The sequence below is a fragment of the Longimicrobium sp. genome (assembly GCA_036377595.1).
In the GTDB taxonomy this organism is placed as follows: Bacteria; Gemmatimonadota; Gemmatimonadetes; order Longimicrobiales; family Longimicrobiaceae; genus Longimicrobium.
In genome coordinates this window covers 1-17,605 of sequence record DASUYB010000030.1, presented here as the reverse complement: position 1 = coordinate 17,605, position 17,605 = coordinate 1, and the positions used below count along the sequence as shown (strand labels likewise).

The 17,605-nt window shown below is 70.2% G+C and carries 19 protein-coding genes; 15 read left to right on the top strand and 4 right to left on the bottom strand.

Going from position 1 to position 17,605, the window contains the following annotated elements:
- Nucleotides 1-53 precede the first annotated feature (53 nt).
- Both VF092_05430 and VF092_05425 read left to right on the top strand, forming a co-directional pair.
- On the top strand, nucleotides 54-1,286 hold the full coding sequence (locus VF092_05430; GenBank protein HEX6746718.1) for an MFS transporter: 1,233 nt from the start codon (nucleotides 54-56) through the stop codon (nucleotides 1,284-1,286).
- Between the two features lie 434 nt (nucleotides 1,287-1,720).
- Nucleotides 1,721-2,173 carry a DUF2442 domain-containing protein gene (locus VF092_05425; protein ID HEX6746717.1) on the top strand — a complete coding sequence of 151 codons (453 nt, stop codon included), beginning with the start codon at nucleotides 1,721-1,723 and terminating at the stop codon, nucleotides 2,171-2,173.
- A gap of 91 nt (nucleotides 2,174-2,264) precedes the next feature.
- Here VF092_05425 and VF092_05420 read toward each other — a convergent pair whose 3' ends face one another.
- A complete protein-coding gene (locus VF092_05420) occupies nucleotides 2,265-3,005 on the bottom strand; it encodes a methyltransferase domain-containing protein (GenBank protein HEX6746716.1) in 741 nt (246 codons plus the stop codon).
- 158 nt (nucleotides 3,006-3,163) lie between these two features.
- Here VF092_05420 and VF092_05415 point away from each other — a divergent pair, with 158 nt between their 5' ends.
- The 5 genes from VF092_05415 (at nucleotide 3,164) to VF092_05395 (ending at nucleotide 9,436) form a co-directional block, all read left to right on the top strand.
- Nucleotides 3,164-4,390 (top strand): HAMP domain-containing sensor histidine kinase, encoded by a 1,227-nt coding sequence (locus VF092_05415; GenBank protein HEX6746715.1) that lies wholly within the window; start codon nucleotides 3,164-3,166, stop codon nucleotides 4,388-4,390.
- Nucleotides 4,383-5,228: a hypothetical protein gene (locus tag VF092_05410; protein HEX6746714.1), complete on the top strand. Its 846-nt coding sequence runs from the start codon at nucleotides 4,383-4,385 to the stop codon at nucleotides 5,226-5,228. The genes VF092_05415 and VF092_05410 overlap by 8 nt, the downstream gene beginning before the upstream one ends.
- Before the next feature lie 94 nt (nucleotides 5,229-5,322).
- The gene (locus tag VF092_05405) at nucleotides 5,323-6,693 is read left to right on the top strand and encodes a sigma-54 dependent transcriptional regulator (GenBank protein ID HEX6746713.1); all 1,371 of its coding nucleotides are present in this window, start codon (nucleotides 5,323-5,325) and stop codon (nucleotides 6,691-6,693) included.
- Between the two features lie 209 nt (nucleotides 6,694-6,902).
- Nucleotides 6,903-8,813: a polymer-forming cytoskeletal protein gene (locus tag VF092_05400; GenBank protein ID HEX6746712.1), complete on the top strand. Its 1,911-nt coding sequence runs from the start codon at nucleotides 6,903-6,905 to the stop codon at nucleotides 8,811-8,813.
- A complete protein-coding gene (locus VF092_05395) occupies nucleotides 8,810-9,436 on the top strand; it encodes a hypothetical protein (GenBank protein HEX6746711.1) in 627 nt (208 codons plus the stop codon). Before VF092_05400 ends, VF092_05395 begins: the two co-directional genes overlap by 4 nt.
- A 34-nt stretch (nucleotides 9,437-9,470) precedes the next feature.
- Here VF092_05395 and VF092_05390 read toward each other — a convergent pair whose 3' ends face one another.
- From VF092_05390 to VF092_05380, 3 genes are all read right to left on the bottom strand, one after another.
- Nucleotides 9,471-9,944, bottom strand: a complete 474-nt coding sequence (locus tag VF092_05390; GenBank protein HEX6746710.1) for a type II TA system antitoxin MqsA family protein — start codon at nucleotides 9,942-9,944, stop codon at nucleotides 9,471-9,473.
- Nucleotides 9,945-9,946: 2 nt separating this feature from the next.
- A complete protein-coding gene (locus VF092_05385; protein ID HEX6746709.1) occupies nucleotides 9,947-10,273 on the bottom strand; it encodes a type II toxin-antitoxin system MqsR family toxin in 327 nt (108 codons plus the stop codon).
- A 482-nt stretch (nucleotides 10,274-10,755) separates the two neighbouring features.
- Nucleotides 10,756-11,238, bottom strand: a complete 483-nt coding sequence (locus VF092_05380; GenBank protein ID HEX6746708.1) for an ester cyclase — start codon at nucleotides 11,236-11,238, stop codon at nucleotides 10,756-10,758.
- Nucleotides 11,239-11,423: 185 nt separating this feature from the next.
- Here VF092_05380 and VF092_05375 point away from each other — a divergent pair, with 185 nt between their 5' ends.
- The 8 genes from VF092_05375 (at nucleotide 11,424) to VF092_05340 (ending at nucleotide 17,426) form a co-directional block, all read left to right on the top strand.
- Nucleotides 11,424-11,753 carry a twin-arginine translocase TatA/TatE family subunit gene (locus VF092_05375; GenBank protein HEX6746707.1) on the top strand — a complete coding sequence of 110 codons (330 nt, stop codon included), beginning with the start codon at nucleotides 11,424-11,426 and terminating at the stop codon, nucleotides 11,751-11,753.
- Between the two features lie 163 nt (nucleotides 11,754-11,916).
- Nucleotides 11,917-12,411: a hypothetical protein gene (locus VF092_05370; GenBank protein HEX6746706.1), complete on the top strand. Its 495-nt coding sequence runs from the start codon at nucleotides 11,917-11,919 to the stop codon at nucleotides 12,409-12,411.
- Nucleotides 12,339-12,944 (top strand): hypothetical protein, encoded by a 606-nt coding sequence (locus VF092_05365; protein ID HEX6746705.1) that lies wholly within the window; start codon nucleotides 12,339-12,341, stop codon nucleotides 12,942-12,944. The genes VF092_05370 and VF092_05365 overlap by 73 nt, the downstream gene beginning before the upstream one ends.
- A gap of 107 nt (nucleotides 12,945-13,051) precedes the next feature.
- A complete protein-coding gene (gene gluQRS / locus VF092_05360) occupies nucleotides 13,052-14,020 on the top strand; it encodes a tRNA glutamyl-Q(34) synthetase GluQRS (GenBank protein ID HEX6746704.1) in 969 nt (322 codons plus the stop codon).
- Between the two features lie 160 nt (nucleotides 14,021-14,180).
- Nucleotides 14,181-14,738: an RNA polymerase sigma factor gene (locus VF092_05355; GenBank protein HEX6746703.1), complete on the top strand. Its 558-nt coding sequence runs from the start codon at nucleotides 14,181-14,183 to the stop codon at nucleotides 14,736-14,738.
- Nucleotides 14,725-15,303 carry a hypothetical protein gene (locus tag VF092_05350; GenBank protein HEX6746702.1) on the top strand — a complete coding sequence of 193 codons (579 nt, stop codon included), beginning with the start codon at nucleotides 14,725-14,727 and terminating at the stop codon, nucleotides 15,301-15,303. The genes VF092_05355 and VF092_05350 overlap by 14 nt, the downstream gene beginning before the upstream one ends.
- A 182-nt stretch (nucleotides 15,304-15,485) precedes the next feature.
- Nucleotides 15,486-16,559 (top strand): PDZ domain-containing protein, encoded by a 1,074-nt coding sequence (locus tag VF092_05345; GenBank protein HEX6746701.1) that lies wholly within the window; start codon nucleotides 15,486-15,488, stop codon nucleotides 16,557-16,559.
- A gap of 264 nt (nucleotides 16,560-16,823) precedes the next feature.
- A complete protein-coding gene (locus VF092_05340) occupies nucleotides 16,824-17,426 on the top strand; it encodes a TetR/AcrR family transcriptional regulator (GenBank protein ID HEX6746700.1) in 603 nt (200 codons plus the stop codon).
- The last annotated feature ends 179 nt before the right edge of the window (nucleotides 17,427-17,605 follow it).

Genomic DNA, 17,605 nt, shown 5'->3' with positions numbered 1-17,605 from the left:
CTCCGCGCTACCATCCGCGCCCGATCATCCCCCGGCGGCAACCGAGCGAGTGAATGGCCGAGCGACACGACCCGTACGTCTCCCTGCGCAACCCCGCGTTCCGCTGGTTCGTGGCCAGCCTGGTCGCGATGACATTGGGGACGATGGTGCAGGCGACAGTGGTCGGCTGGCAGGTGTACGCCATCACCCGCGACCCGCTGGCCTTGGGGCTGGTCGGCCTCGCCGAGGCGATCCCGTTCGTCGGCGCCGCGCTGTACGCCGGGCACGTGGCCGACCTGTACGACCGCAAGCGCCTTTCCCTCGTCGCCGTCGCCGTGCAGACGGCGTGCGCGGCGGTGCTGCTGGCGTTCACGCTGCGGCCGGCGTTGCTGGCGGGCGGGCGCGTGTGGCCGATCTTCGCGGTGGTGTTCGCCAGCGGGCTGGCGCGCAGCTTCCTGCAGCCCGCCCGCACCGCGCTCGGCGCCGAGATCGTCCCGCGCGAGACGTACGCGAACGCGGTGGCTTGGCGCTCGTCGCTCTGGCAGTTCGCGGCGGTGGTGGGGCCCGCGCTGGGCGGCGTGCTGTACGGTTTCTCGGGCGCGCGGATGGCGTACGCCGTCGAGGCGGCGCTCTGCCTGGCGGCGCTCGTCCTGCTCGCGCGCGTGGCCTACACCCGCACGCCGGCGCCGGCGCTGCAGGGCGGCATCCGCGAGAACCTGACGGTGGGGATTCGCTTCCTGCTCACCCAGCCGGAGCTGCTCGGCGCGCAGGTGCTGGACCTGTTCTCCGTCCTGTTCGGCGGCGCCACCGCGCTCCTCCCCATTTTCGCATCGGAAATCCTCCACGTCGGCCCACAGGGGCTGGGCGTGCTGCGCGCCGCGCCCGCAGCGGGGGCGGTGCTGATCTCCGTCGTCCTGGCGCACCGGCGGCTGCGGCGGGCCGGGCGGATGCTGTTCCTGTGCGTCGCCGGCTTCGGCGTGTGCTGGATCGTGTTCGCCGTGTCGCGCTCGTTCTGGCTCTCGCTCGCGGTGCTGTTCGCCAGCGGGATGCTGGACAACGTGAGCGTGGTCATCCGCTCCACCCTGCTGACGGTGCGCACCCCGCCCGAGATGCTGGGCCGCGTGAGCGCGGTCAACCAGATCTTCATCGGCTCGTCCAACGAGATCGGCTCGTTCGAGTCCGGCGTGGCCGCGCGCCTCCTCGGCACGGTGACCTCGGTGCTGCTCGGCGGCTTCGTCACCCTCGGCGTGGTCGGCGTGACCGCGTGGAAGACGCCAGCGCTGCGACAACTCGACGAGCTGAGTTGAGTCCACTTTTCCGTGACACAAGAAAAACAGGCGGGTAGTCAGTCCACTTTGCGCTCCTCATAAGCCGCAGAAAACAGGATTCTTACAGTGTGGCCAATCCGGCGGACCGGATTATCATGGCCGCGCGGCTCCACGACGGGGTCGCCGCGCGGGTGAGCGACGTGCGCCTTTACAAAACCTGAGCGTTGGGTTAATATCATGCCAACAGTGTATCGGGAGGGGCCGTTCCGGTTCGTGGTCTGGCCCAACGACCACCGTCCGCCGCACGTGCACGCGTACAACTCCGATGGGCGGTGCATCGTCGAAATCGAATCCGGTTACGTGGTCGAAACTGGCACAGTGCGCATTCCCGACATCGCCGACGCCGTGCGAATGGTCGGGCGAAACCAGCAACTGCTCCTGATTGCGTGGAGGAAAGATCCATGGCCTTTAAGATGCCTACCGACGAAGAGCTCGAAGCCGCCAGCGAGCGCTATCGCATCGCTCAGGAAACCGAGCCGCGGGCGAAGTCCGCTTGGTACGACGAGGCCAGCGGCCGGGTCTTCATCGAGTTGAAGAACGAGTGCCTCTTCGCCTTCCCGGCGCGGTTCGGGCAGGGGCTGCAGGGTGCCACGCCCGAGCAGCTGGCGGCGGTCGAGCTCTGGCCCGATGGCGCGGCGCTGCACTGGGAGGAGCTCGACGCCGACCTGGGCGTGGCCGGGCTGGTGGCGGGCGTGTTCGGCAGCAAGGCCTGGATGAGCGAGCTGGGTCGCGCGGGCGGCAAGGTGCAGTCCGAGGCCAAGGCGCGCGCCTCGCGCGAGAACGGGAAGAAGGGCGGGCGGCCGCGGAAGTCCGCCGCCGCGCCGTCCACCGTTCAACCCGCCGCGCGCCGGCGAAAGGTGGCCTGATCGCCGGCTAGCTGGAAGACGAAAGGACCGGGGGAGCGGGTGAGCCCCTGGTCCTTTCGCCATCTTCCCGCGACGGATGGGCATCGCGAGATCATTCGGCCGCACCTTTCACCCGCGCGATCGATTCCACCGCGACGCGCCAGATGCGGACGGTGCTCATCGCGCCGGTGACGGGGTCGCTGGTCTCGCGGCGCAGGTCGATTTCCTCCACGGCCCAGTCCATCTCCTCCATCAGGTCGCGGAAGACGGAGAAGTAGACGCGGCCGGGGTCCGCCAGGAGCGCGCGTCCGCCCTCCGCCAGGATGCGCGGCAGCAGCGCGGCCAGCGCCTCGGCGTTGCGCTGCTCGTACAGCACGTCCGCGGCAACGACCAGGCTCCACCGCTCGCCGGGCGGCGGGTGGCGCCAGTCGAGCATCGCCGTGCGCAGCGGGGCCAGGCCGTTGCGGACCGCGTTCGCCCGGGCGAAGCGGAGCGCGTCGGCGTAGTAGTCGGTCGCCAGCGGGTCGGCGCCGAGCGAGCGCAGCGCCAGCGACGGCAGCGCGACGCCGCACCCGAGCTCGATCACCCGCGCATCGAGCACCCCTGGCTCGCGGACCTCCCGCTGTCCCCTGTTCCCTGTCCCCTGTCCCCTCCCTCCGTCGAGCAGGTGCCGCGCCAGCCCGCGCGCGGCGGGCCAGAGGTCGGCCCAGTACGGGAGGCGCTCGTCGGCCTCGAACTCGGCCTCGTCGATCAGCGCGTCGGCCGCGCGGGGGAGGAGCACGTCCACGCGGAAGGTGCCGTGCCCGAAGCGCTCCACGCGCGTGTCGAACTCCGCCCGGAGCGTCGCCTCCAAGTCTCCATCCCTCGTCCAGTCCGGCTCCATCCGCTCCCTTCCCGCTTGCCCGTGCGCCGCGCCGCCCGGTAACTTCCGGGCAGATCCACAGGTCGCCCACGCTCTCGCTCGCGGGGCGGCGCGTCAACCCCCCGTCCAGCCTCCGGCAGCACGCCATCATGCCCTCGCGGCGGCCGTTCGAGCGCCGGTTACGGCGCGCGCTGATCGTCTTCTCCATCGTTCCCACGCTGCTGGTGCTGGCCGCGGGCGCCTATGCCGCGTGGCGCGCCGTGGCGCTGGTCGACGCCACCGGCGCGTGGGACCGGGTGGCCGGCAGCGGCAGCGAGCTCATCCGCCGCGCCGAGGCGTCGGGCGACCCGGAGCTGGTGCGCGCGGCGGAGAAGCACCGCGGCGAGCTGTCGGACTCGGTGATCCACGCGCGGCGCTGGGAGTTCCTGCTGAGCCGCGCGCTCGTCCTCATCCCCATTGCGGCGATCCTGGCGGGCGCGCTGCTGTTCGTGCTGGCCGCGCGGGCCTCGCGGCGGATGGGGCGCCGCCTCTCCCGCCCCGTGGAGGAGCTGGCCGGGTGGGCGGGGATGGTCGCGCGCCACGAGCCGCTTCCCGCCGCGAAGGGCGACGAGGCGGGGCAGGGCGAGTTCGGCATCCTGCGCGCGGCCTTCCGCGACATGGCGGACGAGCTGGCCGAGAGCCGCGCGCGGGAGCTGGAGGCCGAGCGGATGCGCACGTGGATCGGGATGGCGCGCCGCGTGGCGCACGAGCTGAAGAATCCCCTCACCCCCATGCGCCTCGCCGTCCGCACGCTCCACCGCGCGGGGACGGACACGGAGCCCGGCCGCGAGGCGCTGGACGTGCTCGACGCGGAGAGCGGGCGGCTGGAGGAGCTGGCGCGGTCGTTCTCCCAGCTCGGCCGCCTTCCCGAGGGGCCGATGGCGGAGGTGGACCTGCGGGAGATGCTGGAGTACCTGCTGCGCAGCCATCTCCCGGCCGGGGTGACGCCGCGGCTGCGCGTGCCGCTGGGGCTGCCGCCGGTGCACGGCTATCCCGACGCGCTCTCCCGCGCGTTCGCCAACCTGCTGCTGAACGCCGCCGACGCGGTGGCCGGCGACGGCGCGGTCGAGGTCGTCGCCCGCGCGGCCAACGGGTTCGTGGAAGTGCGCGTGCTGGACAGCGGCCCGGGGATCGCGCCGGAGCACGTGGACCGCATCTGGGAGCCGGACTTCACCACCAAGTCGCGCGGCACCGGGCTGGGGCTCGCCCTCGTGCGCCAGACGGTGCAGGCGCACGGCGGCAAGGTGGCCGCCCGCAACCGTCCCGAGGGCGGTGCCGAGTTCCGGGTGCTGCTGCCGATTTCATTAGAACCCATGACTGCGAAGATCAATGGTTGAGAAAGAGACGAGCAACGGTGAAGCGAAGCAGCGCGTATGTTTTGTCATCAGTCCTATTGGTGATGACACTTCAGATACACGTCGGGCAATTGAGGGGTTGATGGATGCGGTAATTGAGCCGCTTCTGCTCGATCTCGGCTACCGTGTCGAGGTTGCCCATCGAATTTCTAGAACAGGCTCGATCACTAACCAAGTGATTGAGTTACTATTGGCGGCAGACTTGGTCGTGGCAAACCTGAGCGAACTAAATCCAAATGTTATGTACGAGTTGGCCGTAAGGCATGCTGCCCGCAAGCCTGTGGTTACGTTAGCTCAAGCTGGAACTCGCCTCCCATTCGACATCGCAGATCAACGCACAATTTTCTATCGTAATGACATGGCGGGCGTCCCAGAATTGCGAACTGCACTTGCATCTGCCGCGGAGGAGGCTGTTGCTGAAAGTCAGCCAGACAATCCTATCTATCGCGCAGTACAGACTTTGGTGATGCGCGAAGTCGCACCCCAAGATACAAACGCCTACTTGCTCGATCGCCTCGATCGCCTAGAAGCATTGTTTCAGCAAGCCTTCGCTTCCCGCGCTGAATTCGAGCGGCCGGAGACCTCTACTCCGTTCTTTAGCGTTGGCATAAACTCTTCGGAGGGAGATGCGAAAATCGTTCGCGAGCGTGCATTGGCTTTAACCGGCGTACGTGACGTTCGAATGAGAAAGATTGGTGAAAACTACTGGATGGTAAGCTTTCGCTTTTCCGATCACGGGTACTATGGAATGCTGCCTGACTGGTTGGAGCGGCTGCGCGATGATTTAGAACTAACCAGCGACGAGTTGCACCGCATTTAGAGCCGCGCCTATCGGTCTGATGGAAACATCGCTCGCCGGACGGGCGTAGAAGGGCGCGCAGGTCGACCGCCCACCCCCCACGCGCGCCGTCTCCATGTCCGCCACCGTCCTGATCGTCGACGACGAGCCGAACATCCGGCGCATGCTGGGCAGCCTGCTGCGCGCCGAGGGCTTCCGCACGCGCGAAGCCGGAAGCGGGCGCGGCGCCTTGGCCGAGGTGCAGGCCGACCAGCCCGACGCCGTGCTGATGGACCTGTACATGGACGACGGCGGGGGCCTCGAGGCGCTCCCGAAGCTCCTCGCCGCCGCGCCGGAGCTGCCGGTGGTGATGATGAGCGGCCGCGCCACCCTCGGCGACGCGGTGAAGGCCACGCAGCTCGGCGCCTTCCACTTCATCGAGAAGCCGCTCACCCCCGAGGCCGTGCTCCTGACCTTGCGCTCGGCGCTGGAGCTGCGGGCGCAGCGCGAGCTGAACCGCGCCCTGCGCGCCGAGCTGGGCGACGGCGAGGAGATGGTGGGCGCCAGCGCGGCCATCGGGCAGGTGAAGGAGATGATCCGCCGCGTGGCGCCCACCGACGCGCGCGTGCTGATCACCGGCGAGAGCGGGACGGGGAAGGAGGTGGCCGCCAACCTCATCCACGCGCACTCGAAGCGGGCCCGGGGGCCGTACGTGCGGCTGAACTGCGCCGCCATCCCCCGCGACCTCGTGGAGAGCGAGATGTTCGGCCACGAGAAGGGCGCCTTCACCGGCGCCACCGAGCGGCGGCGCGGGCGGTTCGAGCTGGCCAGCGGCGGCACGCTCTTCCTGGACGAGATCGGGGATCTTTCCCCCGCGGCGCAGGCCAAGCTCCTGCGCGCGCTGGAGGCGGGGCAGATCGAGCGGCTGGGCGGCGGCGAGCCGGTGAAGGTGGACGTGCGCATCCTCGCCGCGACGAACCGCGACCTCCGCGCGGAAGTTGCCGCGGGACGCTTCCGCGAGGACCTGTTCTTCCGCCTGCACGTGATCCCCCTGCACCTGCCGCCGCTGCGGGAGCGGCGCGAGGACATTCCCCCCCTGGTGCGCCACTTCCTGGACCGCAGCCGGGTGCGCAACGGTCTCCGTCCCCCGCGCCTTTCCCCCGCCGCGGTGGACGTCCTCACCCGGCATCCGTGGCCGGGGAACGTGCGCGAGCTGGCCAACATCCTCGAGCGCCTGTCGATCCTCCACGCCGGCGCCGACGTGGGCGGGGCGGAGATCCGCGCGCTCCTCTCCGCCGACGGCGAGATCGTCCCGCGCGAGGAGCCCGAGGCGTTCCGCGCCGACGACGAGCGCACGCTCTCCGACCGGCTGGACGACTACGAGCGCAGCCTGCTGGAGGGCGCGCTCGACGCGGCGGACGGCAGCGTGGCCGAGGCCGCGCGCCGCCTCCGCACCGACCGCGCGAACCTCTACCGCCGCATGCGCCGCCTCGGAATCGCGCGCTGACGCCGGCGGGTCCGGGGGGATGGGTGTGACGTCGCGATGCGCCGTCTGCGCGTCACTCCGACACGCCGACGCTCGTCCCCATTGTGATCGAATCTCCCAAGTCGTTGATTGATGGCTGGATGCGGATGACGTCCGTGGGGGCACGGCCGATGCCTTCGCCCTGCCCGCCCCGCACGCACCCGCACCGCAGTCCCGTCCCAGGAGGAACCATGCGCAGGCACGCCCTCACCGTGCTGCTCGCTGTCGCCACGACCGTGACGCTCGCCGGCCGCGCCGCCGCGCAGGACGCGCGCGGGCACTTGCCGTCCGACGAGGCGCGTCGCATCGTCGCGTTCTACAACGATCCGCGCACCGTCCACTTCACCGGCGAGTGGCGGATCGCGCCGGGGAGCGGCGTGTCGGGGAACGTGGCCGTGCTCGACGGCAGCCTGACCGTCGCCGGCCGCGTCGACGGCGACGTGGTGGTGATCAACGGCGACGCCACGCTGGCCGACGGCGGCACCGTCACCGGCACGCTGACGGTGGTCGGCGGCGCCATCCGCCGCGAGGGGAGCGCCAGCGTCGGCGGCGAGGCCGTGGCCTACGCCGAGCGGCTGGACTACCTGCGCCGCGGCGACCGCATCTACGCCGACATCGAGGGGCGGATCGAGGCGCCGCCGGCCGACACCTCCGCGCGCGTGGCGGTCGCGGAGCCCGACACGGTGCGCGACGCCGGGCGCGAGTGGAGCGAGGACACCGCCGCGGCCGGCCGCGTGGCCCGCGAGCGCGAGCGCGGCGACGAGTGGACCGAGGGGGGATGGACCGCCGTGCGCCGCGGCGTCAGCGGCGACGGGCGCGCGGACTTCATCGTCGCGACGGGGCAGAGCTACAACCGCGTGGAGGGTCTCCCCATCACCTTCGGGCCGCTGGTGGAGACGGGCGGCCACAACCCGCTGCGGCTGCGTGCGATGGGGATCTTCCGCACCGAGGCGGGGCCGGAGCTGGGGCCGGAGCGGTGGGGATACGAGGCGCGCGCGGAGCAGTTCTTCGGCGGGCGGCGCGAGTTCCGCGTGGGCGCCGGCGTGTTCCGGCTGATCGATCCTATCGAGGACTGGCACCTGACCAAGCTGGAGAACGGCCTCTCTACCTTCTTCCTGCACCGCGACTACCGCGACCACTTCGAGCGCGAGGGGTGGAGCGCGTTCCTGATGGTCACCCCGCGCGAGTCTCCCTTCCAGGCGTCGCTCACCTACCGCCGCCAGAGCGAGCGCAGCGAGCCGGCGGGAAGCCCCTTCACCCTCTTCAACAACAACGACCCGTGGCGGCCGCAGCCGCTGTCGGCGCACGGGCAGCTCAGCTCGCTGATCCTGGCCGCGAAGGTCGATACCCGCAGCAGCGCCGAGGACCCGTCCAGCGGCTGGTACATCAGCGGACAGGTGGAGCAGGGGCTGAACTCGTCGCTGCGCCAGCCGGACTGGATCTCCACGGCGACGGCCGATGGGCCGCCGTACGTGATCGCCCCCGGCACTGCGTACGGGGCGTTCACCTCGGGGCTGCTGGACGTGCGGCGCTACAACCGGATCGGGCCCTGGTCGCGGCTGAACCTGCGGATGATCGCGGGCGGGTCGCTGGACGGCGCGCCGCTGCCGCCGCAGCGCCAGCACGCGCTGGGCGGCGAGGGCTCGCTCCCCGGCTTCCCGCTCTTCTCGGTGGACTGCGGCGCCCGCGACGTTCCCGTGTTCCGCGCGGACGAGGTGTCGCGGCTGGCCGGGTCGCGCCGCGCCGCGCCGCAGTACTTCCTGGACTACGGGTGCGACCGGTTCGTGCTCTTCCAGGCCGAGTACCGCGGCGACCTGAGCCTGCACCTGCGCCTGGCGGGGGAGGAGAACGACGGTGAGACGGGGGACGAGGAAGGCTTCGCGCGGTCGCTGCGGCGCGGGCTGGACACCGAGTTCGGCTGGGTGCTGTTTGCAGACGCGGGCGGCGGCTGGGGCGTGGGTCCGCGGCTGGGCGACACCGACACCGTGGTCGACGTGGGCGCGGGGATCCTGATCGGACGGCTGGGGATCTACGGCGCGGTGCCGGTGAGCACCGGCGGCGGCCGCTTCAACTTCTTCATCCGCCTGAGCCCGAGGATTTGACGCCCCTCCGCCGCGCCGCCGCCGTTCTGGTCTGGATCGCGCTGGCCGCCGCGCCGGCGCGCGCGCAGGAGCGTCCGCTCACGCTCACCGCCGCGGGGGCGGCGGGGCAGTGGCGGCCGGTGGTGCGGATGGACGGCGTGCTGCGCGACCGCGCCCTGGCCGACGCGCTGCGCTCGGGGCTGCCGCTGCGCTTCCACTTCCGCGTGGAGTTGTGGCGGCGCGGCGGCGGCGTGGACCGCCTGGTCACGGCGCGCGAGAACGCCCGGGCGATGCTCCGCTCGCCGCTGGACGAGGGGTACACGCTGGACGACGGGCGTACGCAGCGGGCGTTCGCCACGGTGGGGGAGTGCGAGCAGGCGCTGGAGCGCGCCTTCCAGCCGCCCATCCGGCCGCCGGGGCGCGGGCGCTACTACTACATCGCGGTGATGAACGTGGAGACGCTGTCGATGAGCGACCTCGAGGAGCTGCGCCGCTGGCTCCGCGGCGAGGCGCGGCCGGCGGTCACCGGCGGCAAGCCGGTGGGTCAGGCGGTGGAGACGGGGCTCCGCCGCTTCTTCGTGCGCCTGCTCGGCATCCCCACCCGGCGCTATGACGTCCGCACCGACGTGTTCGAGGTGCGATGACGGTGGGATGATGATGGACTGCCGGGGCGCCCGCTCACCCGCGGGCGCTTTTCTTTCGGGGCGATGATTCGCGCGCCGCGGACTTCATCAGCGCGACGTCGACGCCGCGCTCGGCGGCGAGCTTCTTCACGACGCGCGGGTTGTCGCGCAGCACCCGCAGCAGGGTGTCCGCGGTCGCGTTCTGCGCGACAGTGCCCCGCTCCCAGCGCACCACCGTCTTCTCTCCCGCCCCGATCAGCGTCTCCAGCCCGGCCTGCGACAGCCCGTACTGCGCGCGGATGGCGCGGATCGCGTCGGGCTCCAGCAGGCCGTCCTCCCGCCGGATCGCGGCCGCTGCGCGCCGCGAGGTCTCGTCCGCCATCCCGTCGACGTAAAACGTCTCGCCGCATTCCGGACAGCGGAAGAATTCATCGTCGATGACGACGCGGCGCGTGCCCATGGAGGTCTCGCGAGGCTCGCGCACGAGTTGCGCCGGGGTACCACAGAGATAGCACTTGTGCTCGGCCACGCTCACCTCCGTTTGAACTGAACCACGATCGCGCAACCATCGAAATCGATCTGGAGCTTCACGTAGAGGTCGACACTCTCGAACCGCAGGTGATAGACATCCTGCCACATCCCTGGGCGCTTATCGGCCTCCATCGTCTTGTAGAAGTCGCCGGGGCGGAGCAGCAGCACCGCCTCGATCACCCGTGAGTGATCCCACCCACATTCGTGCGCTCCATCCAATGCGGCGGTGGTCACGACGCAGGTGAGCGGCCCTTGCCCGACAAGCTGTTGAATCCGCTCGAGGTCATACGCAGGCGTGCCGCGGTTCTGATTCGAAGGTAGCATCATGCTACCTCGCGTTCAAGATTGTAGCGCATCGAAACGGCTCCGGCTGCAACTCTTCTCTTTGGTTACTTAAGGAGCCAGAACGCTAGTGTTTGCTGGATGATTTTGCCAGCCGCAGCCGTGGCGGATTTCCCGCGCGCTTCTTCAGCCACTGACGTGCAGATGGTTGAGAACTTGGAAGGATGGTTCGGCTTTGACGAAGTGTAGACCTGGCGCCGAAACCGAGCATCCGCTCCGTGTCGGCATGCAGCCGTTTGGCTGGATTCGAGCGGTTCGATACTGCCACCAGCGCCAGCGTTCGCGGCGAACATGCGCGGCCATCATGTCTCGCGTCCGCAACGCGGGTGACGATATTTGCCGCGCGTCGGCTCGATGACGGTGCCGAATCGAGACGGACGCACGAAGCCCCGGCAGGTCGCGACCTGCCGGGGCGAGCTTCGTGTGGATACCCGGGGTGGGACGGTGGCCCCGGGCCAACTCCAGCGTCAGGAGGTGGCGGCCGGCGTGCCGATCTGCGCGTGGGAGATGTCGAGGCCGGCGGGCTGCGGAGCGACGCCGAGCTGGCCCAGCAGTGTCACCAGGTCGAAGTAGTTTCGGTTGCCGGCGAACTTGCCGTCGCGCACGGTCCACACGTCGCACAGGCGGAACTCCACGCGGCGGCCGGTGGGCGGGATGATGCCCGCGGGGGTGACCAGCGGCCCCGTGTGCGTCCCGCGGCCGATGAATTCCGCCGCGCCGCCGTCCTCGCCAGCGACGACGTTCAGCACCTCGACGGTGGAGTCGGGGAACGCCGTGGCCCAGCCGGTCAGATACGCCACGGTACCCTCGGGGCCGCGGAACTCCTGGCCCGTGGGCACCATCACCGTGATGGCGTCGGGCTGCGTCAGCTCCGCCGAGCGGGCGAAGTCGCGCTGGTTGTAGAGGTCGTACGCCAGCCGGACCAGCGTCTCGGTGTCGTGTGCGCTCATGGTCGGATCTCCCCGGGTTGCGGATGCATCGGTGCTGCGAACGCCCCGATTACGCCGCCCGCGCGCCGGTGGATCTCGTCTCCGCTACGGCTGTAATGGTGTAGACAGCCTTGAGATGCGAGATTGGAGGCGATCGCGGCGGCTTCCTGCGCGCCGCGGGTTGATCCGTTTGCCTGGAGGTCATCGTGCCGTTCGGACTCGGCTTCGGCGAGACGCTGCTGATCCTCGCCGTGATCCTGCTCTTCTTCGGTCCCAAGCGTCTTCCCAGCGCCGCCGCGTCGCTCGGCAAGGGGATCCGCGAGTTCAAGCGCGCCGTCAGCGGCTTCGGCGAGGAGCTGACGATGCCCGACGACACCATCGCCACCACCCCCGTCCCGCCACCGCACGCCACGCTCGCGGGCACCGGCGCGGACCCGTACGCCGTGCCCAGCAGCGCGCCCGAGCCGTCCGTCGCAGCGACGGCGGAGCCTGCAGCCACGGCCGAGGCGGCGCACAGCCCTGATCGGACCGGCTGAACAGAACGCTGTCGCACGTCGACAGCTTCGAACCCCGCTCGCGACTCGCGTGAGCGGGGTTTTCCGTCAATGCTGATTCGTGTTCGAGGAAGATTGCATCGATCGGCCCTCGATTGTTACGTGCACTGATTGATGGCTTCTCAACGATATGCAAGGAGGTACCATGGCCGCATTCGATCTCACCCTCACCCTCGTCCGCAAGGCAGAGACGCTGCTAAAGCCGCATGTCGGGTTGAAGAAGCTGCCGCCTGCCAGCCTGGACCCGAAGCCGACGACGGCACCCAACGTACCCGCGCTTCCGGCAGTCTTCCTGAAGGATACCAAGGTCGAGCCGGTCACGACCGGCGGCCGGACGCTACTGCTGGTGCACGGGATTTTCGATCGAGTGTACGGGTTCGCTTTCTCACCGCTGCTGCTCTGGGGAGACCTGCTCGGCCGGCTCCACGCCCACTACGTGGGTCGGGTATACGGCTATGAGCATCAGACGGTGTCCGTGGATCCGCTTCAGAACGCGCGCGACCTGCTGGGCTTCCTTCCAGACGGGCTCGAGGTGGACATCGTCTGCCACTCTCGCGGCGGGTGGTGGTGCGTTCGCTACTGGAGCATCCGCAGATCAGGCCCCAGCTGGACGCGAAGCACATTCGCATCGGGCAGGTGATCTTCGTCGGAGCGGCCAACCAGGGCTCCGACCTTGCGCGGCGCGAAAACCTCGATCGCCTGCTGATGATCTTCACGGCCTACCTCGGAAGCTCCGACAATCCGTTCGTGCACGACGTGCTCGACAAGCTTTCCGGACTGCTGGCAGCGGTCAGGAAGGTGCTGGCCCAAACGGCCACCGATCTTCCCGGAGTGGCCGCCCTCGCACCGGAGAGCGAATTGATCCACACACTGAACGAATCGGACGTGCCGCTCGCCGGCACGCCATCGTTCATTCGCGCGAACTTTGGAAATACGACCGAGCCGCTGCTCAAGCTGCTGGAACCCATCTCAGACCAGGGCTTTGGCAATGTGCTGAACGACCTTGTAGTGCCTTGGCGCGGCGTAGACAATCTTGGTAAACGGACTGCGAGCGGTCGGCCGAGGCTGAATTTCGGCAGTGACACTGCGCCGCAAGGGCATTGGTATCACCTCAACTACTTCGATTCTCCGGACGTGCGGAAGTTCGTCGCCCAGCGACTGGGCATCGCCTGAATGTACCGGGCTGGCGGCGGCGGAACGGGCGCGGTTAGGATTGCCATATCCCGTTCCGCCGCCTTCGTGTTTCCGTGACCGACATCTCTACATCCCCGAAGTCCGTCGTGCGTGGCCGATTCGCGCCGAGCCCGACGGGCGCGCTGCACCTGGGCAACGCGCGTACGGCGCTGCTGGCGTGGCTGCAGGCGCGCGCGGCCGGCGGCGCGTTCGTGATGCGCGTGGAGGACCTGGACTTCGGGCGGGTGCGGCCTGGCGTGATGGAGACGCAGCTGGATGAGCTGCGCTGGCTGGGGCTGGACTGGGACGAGGGACCCGACGTGGGCGGACCGCACGCGCCGTACGTGCAGTCGCTGCGCGGCGAGCGGTACGACGAGGCGCTGCGGACGCTCGCCGCGCGCGGGCTGCTGTTCGAGTGCGCCTGCTCGCGGCGCGACATCGCGGCGGCGGCCAGCGCGCCGCACGCGGGCGAGGAGGGGCCGCGCTACCCCGGCACCTGCCGCGAGCGCCGCGCCGACCCGTCCGCCCCGTCGCTGATGGCGCACGGGCGCTCGCTCGTGGCGCTGCGGATGCGGGTGGAGACGGGCGAGGTGTGCTTCGACGACCTGCTGATGGGGCGGTGCTGCTTCGCCCCCGCGGAGGAGACGGGCGACTTCGTGGTGCGGCGGAAGGACGGCGCGGCCGCGTACCAGCTGGCGGTGGTCGTCGACGACGCGGCGATGGAGATCACGCACGTGGTGCGCGGCGGCGACCTGCTCTCGTCCACCGCGCGGCAGCTGCTCGTCTATCGCGCGCTCGATCTTCCCGAGCCCGCGTTCCTGCACGTGCCGCTGATGCTGGGCGACGACGGCGAGCGCCTGGCCAAGCGCCACGGCTCCGTTTCGCTCGACGAGCTGCGGTCGCGCGGCGTCTCCGCGAAGCGCGTCACCGGCTGGTTGGCGGCGACGTGCGGGCTGGCGGACGAGGATGAGGAGATCGCCGCGCGGGACCTCGTCCCCCGCTTCTCGATCGACAGTCTGCCGCGCGAGCCGACGGTGATCACGGCGGAGATGCTGAAGCGGCTCGCGGGATCCTGATCTCCATCTGTGTGAGTAGCCTGGAGCCGACGAGATTTCGGCCGGAATCGCATCTCCCGGCGCAGAAATCCGGGCTCGGATGCGCGCCACATCTCCATCTGAAAATCCGTTCATCCCCTGATACAACCATCTGCATGGCCTGCGACACTCAACGGGTGCCATGAGGACCGACACCGCGCCCACCACCGACCGCGCGCTGGCCGATGCGCTGCTCCTGAGCGGCGACGAGCGGGCGTTCCGCGACCTGTACCGCCGCCACACCCCGCGGCTGCACCAGGTCGTCCTCCGCATCGTCGGCGGCAGCGAGCACGACGCCGAGGACGTGGTGCAGGAGACGTGGATCCGCGCCACCGAGAAGCTGGGCGACTTCCGCTGGGAGGCCGCGTTTTCCACCTGGCTGACGGGGATCGGGCTGAACGTGGCACGCCAGCTTCTACGGAAGAACGGGCGCTGGACGGACATGGAAGGGGTGCCCGAGCCGTGGCGCCCCCCGCCGCACGACGGCGAGCGCATCGACCTGGAGCGGGCCATCGGGCTGCTCCCGGCCGGGTACCGCACGGTGCTGGTGCTGCACGACGTGGAGGGCTACCGGCACGAGGAGATCGGCGAGATGCTGGGGATCTCGGCCGGCACTTCGAAGAGCCAGCTCTTCAACGCACGACGGTCGCTCCGGCTGGCGCTGGAGCCCGCGAAAGGACGGACGCATGAGCCTGCATGACGAGATGAACGACGAGCTGACGCCCGCGGAGCGCGCGATGTTCGACGCGCTTCCCCGCGAGCGCGAGCCCGGCCGGCTGCTGGAGGAGCGCACCGTGCGCGCCCTCCGCGAGCGCGGCCTGCTGACGGCGCCCACGCCGGCGCGCCGCACCATCCGCTTCTCCGCCGCGTGGCTGTCGGGCGCCGTCGCGGCGGGGATCGCGCTCTTCCTGGGCGGGCTGGCCACCGGGCAGTACGTGGCGCAGCGCAACACCACGCAGATGGTGACGGCGATGCAGCAGCGCGACGCCCAGCAGGCCGCGCTGATGGTGCAGCAGACGGGCACGGCCTACGTGCAGGCGCTCACGCGGCTGTCGCAGGTGGCCGACACCAGCCGCACCGGCCGCCAGCAGGGCCGCGAGGTGGCGTCGGCGATGCTGCGCGCCGCCGCCGACGAGGTGATCCGGCTCAACCCCAACGACCCGGTGGCCAGCGGCATCCTGGCCGCGTTCGACCGCGCGAAGGCGCAGCAGCAGGCAGGCGCGCGGCAGGACACGACGGGGAGGCAGAGCGTGGTCTGGTTCTGATGAGTGCGTGAGTGCGGAAGTGCGGAAGTGCGGAAGTGCGCTCGGGAGATGTTGATTTTGGATCGGGACGAGAATTGGCGGGCGGACGGGAGATGCCTGCTTCACGAAGAAGGTCGAGGACGCGCGCGGAGTCCACATCACCGTCGACGCGACGACACACGAAGGAAGAGAGGGATGGACCGATGGGAATCGCACGCAAGCTGGCGCTGACGCTGACGCTGGCGCTGGTGGGGATGCCCGCGGCGGCGCCGGCACAGATCGGCAGCTGCGGGAGGGGAGACGGCGTGGTGGTGCCGGACCTGGGGTTCAACGACATTCGGTGCAATCACTGCTCGATCGAGTTCTCGCCGGAACGGAGCCGCTACCGCTTCTCCACCGAGCCGCGCATCCACGGCATCCACGGCACGGGGAGCGGGCGCCTGCGCGAGGGTGACGTGCTGGTGGCGGTGGACGGGAGCCCGATCACCACGAACGAGGCCGGCGACCGGATGGCCACCGTGCGCCGCGGCGAGCGCGTGCGGCTGACGGTGCGCCGTGGCGGCCGCACGCACGACGTGGAGGTGACGGCCGGGCAGCGGTGCATGGAGCCGCCCACGCCCCCGACTCCGCCCAGGCCGCCGACGCCGCCCACCCCGCCGCGTCCCCCGCGCGCGCCGTCGGCCCCGGTGCCGCCCGTGCCTCCGGTGCCGCACGCGCCGCATCCCCCGCAACCGCCGCCGCCGCCGCAGCCTCCCGTGCCGCCGCTGCCGCCCCCGCCGCCGGACATCCTGCCGGAGGGGTGGTTCGGGTTCGGGATCAGCTGCGACAACTGCAGCATCCGCCGCCGCGGCGACGACGTGACCATGACCTTCCGCGAGTCGCCGTCGGTGGAGAGCGTGGAGCCGGGAAGCCCCGCCGCGCGCGCCGGGCTGCGCCGCGGCGACATCCTCACGCACATCGACGGCGTGGCGATCGCCACGACGGAGGGGGGGCGCCGGTTCGCCGCCATCCGCCCCGGGCAGACGGTGACGTGGACGTACCGCCGCGGCAGCCAGGCCTACACCGCGCGCGCCACCGCCGCGCGCCGCCCCGACCGGACGACGGTACGGGCGCCGCGGACGGGCGGCCAGCAGCTCCGCTTTTCCGGGGCGGTGGGAGATACGGACGTGGAGGTGCGCGGCGCCCCCGTCACCATCACCCGCGACGAGCGCACGGGCGAGACGATCATCCGCAGCCACGACCTGACGGTGCGCATCCGGCCCGATCGCACGCCGTGATCGAAGTGCTGAGTGTTGAGTGCTGAGTTGTAGCGGGTCGAATCCGCCGGCCGGGAGATGACGTCTCCCGGCCGGTTTCCATTCCGTCGCGTAAGTCAAGCCTGTCAAATGGGGTGTTGGGGAACTCGCATCGATCACGATCATCCCCCTCTCCCCATCTCCCTCCGCACCTTACGTTTCCGTGGACGGGATGAGGCCGGAGAGCGACGGCGGCGCTACACCGCGCACTTTCGCACCCTCGCACTTTCGCACTATGTTCCCGCCATGCCCTCCGAGTCCGCGCTCAGCGAAAGCAAGGAAGCCCGCCGCCGCGCCATCCTCGAAAGCGCGGTGCGGGTGTTTGCCGAGCACGGCTTCTTCGCCGCCCGCATCCGCGACATCGCCGCGGGCGCGGGCGTGGCGGAGGGGACGATCTACCTGTACTTCGACGGCAAGGACGACCTGCTGCTGACGGCGTTTCGCGACAAGGTGGCCGAGTTCGTGGCCTCCGTGCGCGACGTGATGCCGTCGCACGCGCCGTTCGAGGAGCGGCTGGCGCGCTTCATCGGGCTGCAGTTCGAGAGCATTCAGGCCGAGCCCGCGCTGGCCACCGTGCTGCTGCTGGAAAGCCGGCAGAGCAGCAAGTTCTACGGTGGCGCCGTGCGCGATGTCCTTCGCACCTACGCGCAGGCCATCGACGAGCTGCTGGGGTCGGGCGTGGCCGACGGCGCCGTCCGCGGCGACGTCGACATCCCCCTCGCGCGGCGCATGCTCATCGGCCTGCTGGAGGAGATCGAGCTCGAGTGGCTCCTCGGCGACCACTCGCGGCCTCTTCCCCCGCTCGCACCCAAGGTGGCGACGACGTTCTACCGCGGGCTGAATCCGTAGCGGCGGAGCGATTGTCGACGAGCATCGGGATGGTCGTTTGCGAGTGAACTCGCGGCGTAACCGTTCAGTTGGTCGGCAGAATCGTGGGCGCGGGGGTGCCAGCACGCAGGGCTGCGATGGAGCGAGCTACAAAGTCGAGCGGATGAATTCCTTGTTGCTGACAGGTCGCGCTGATCGAG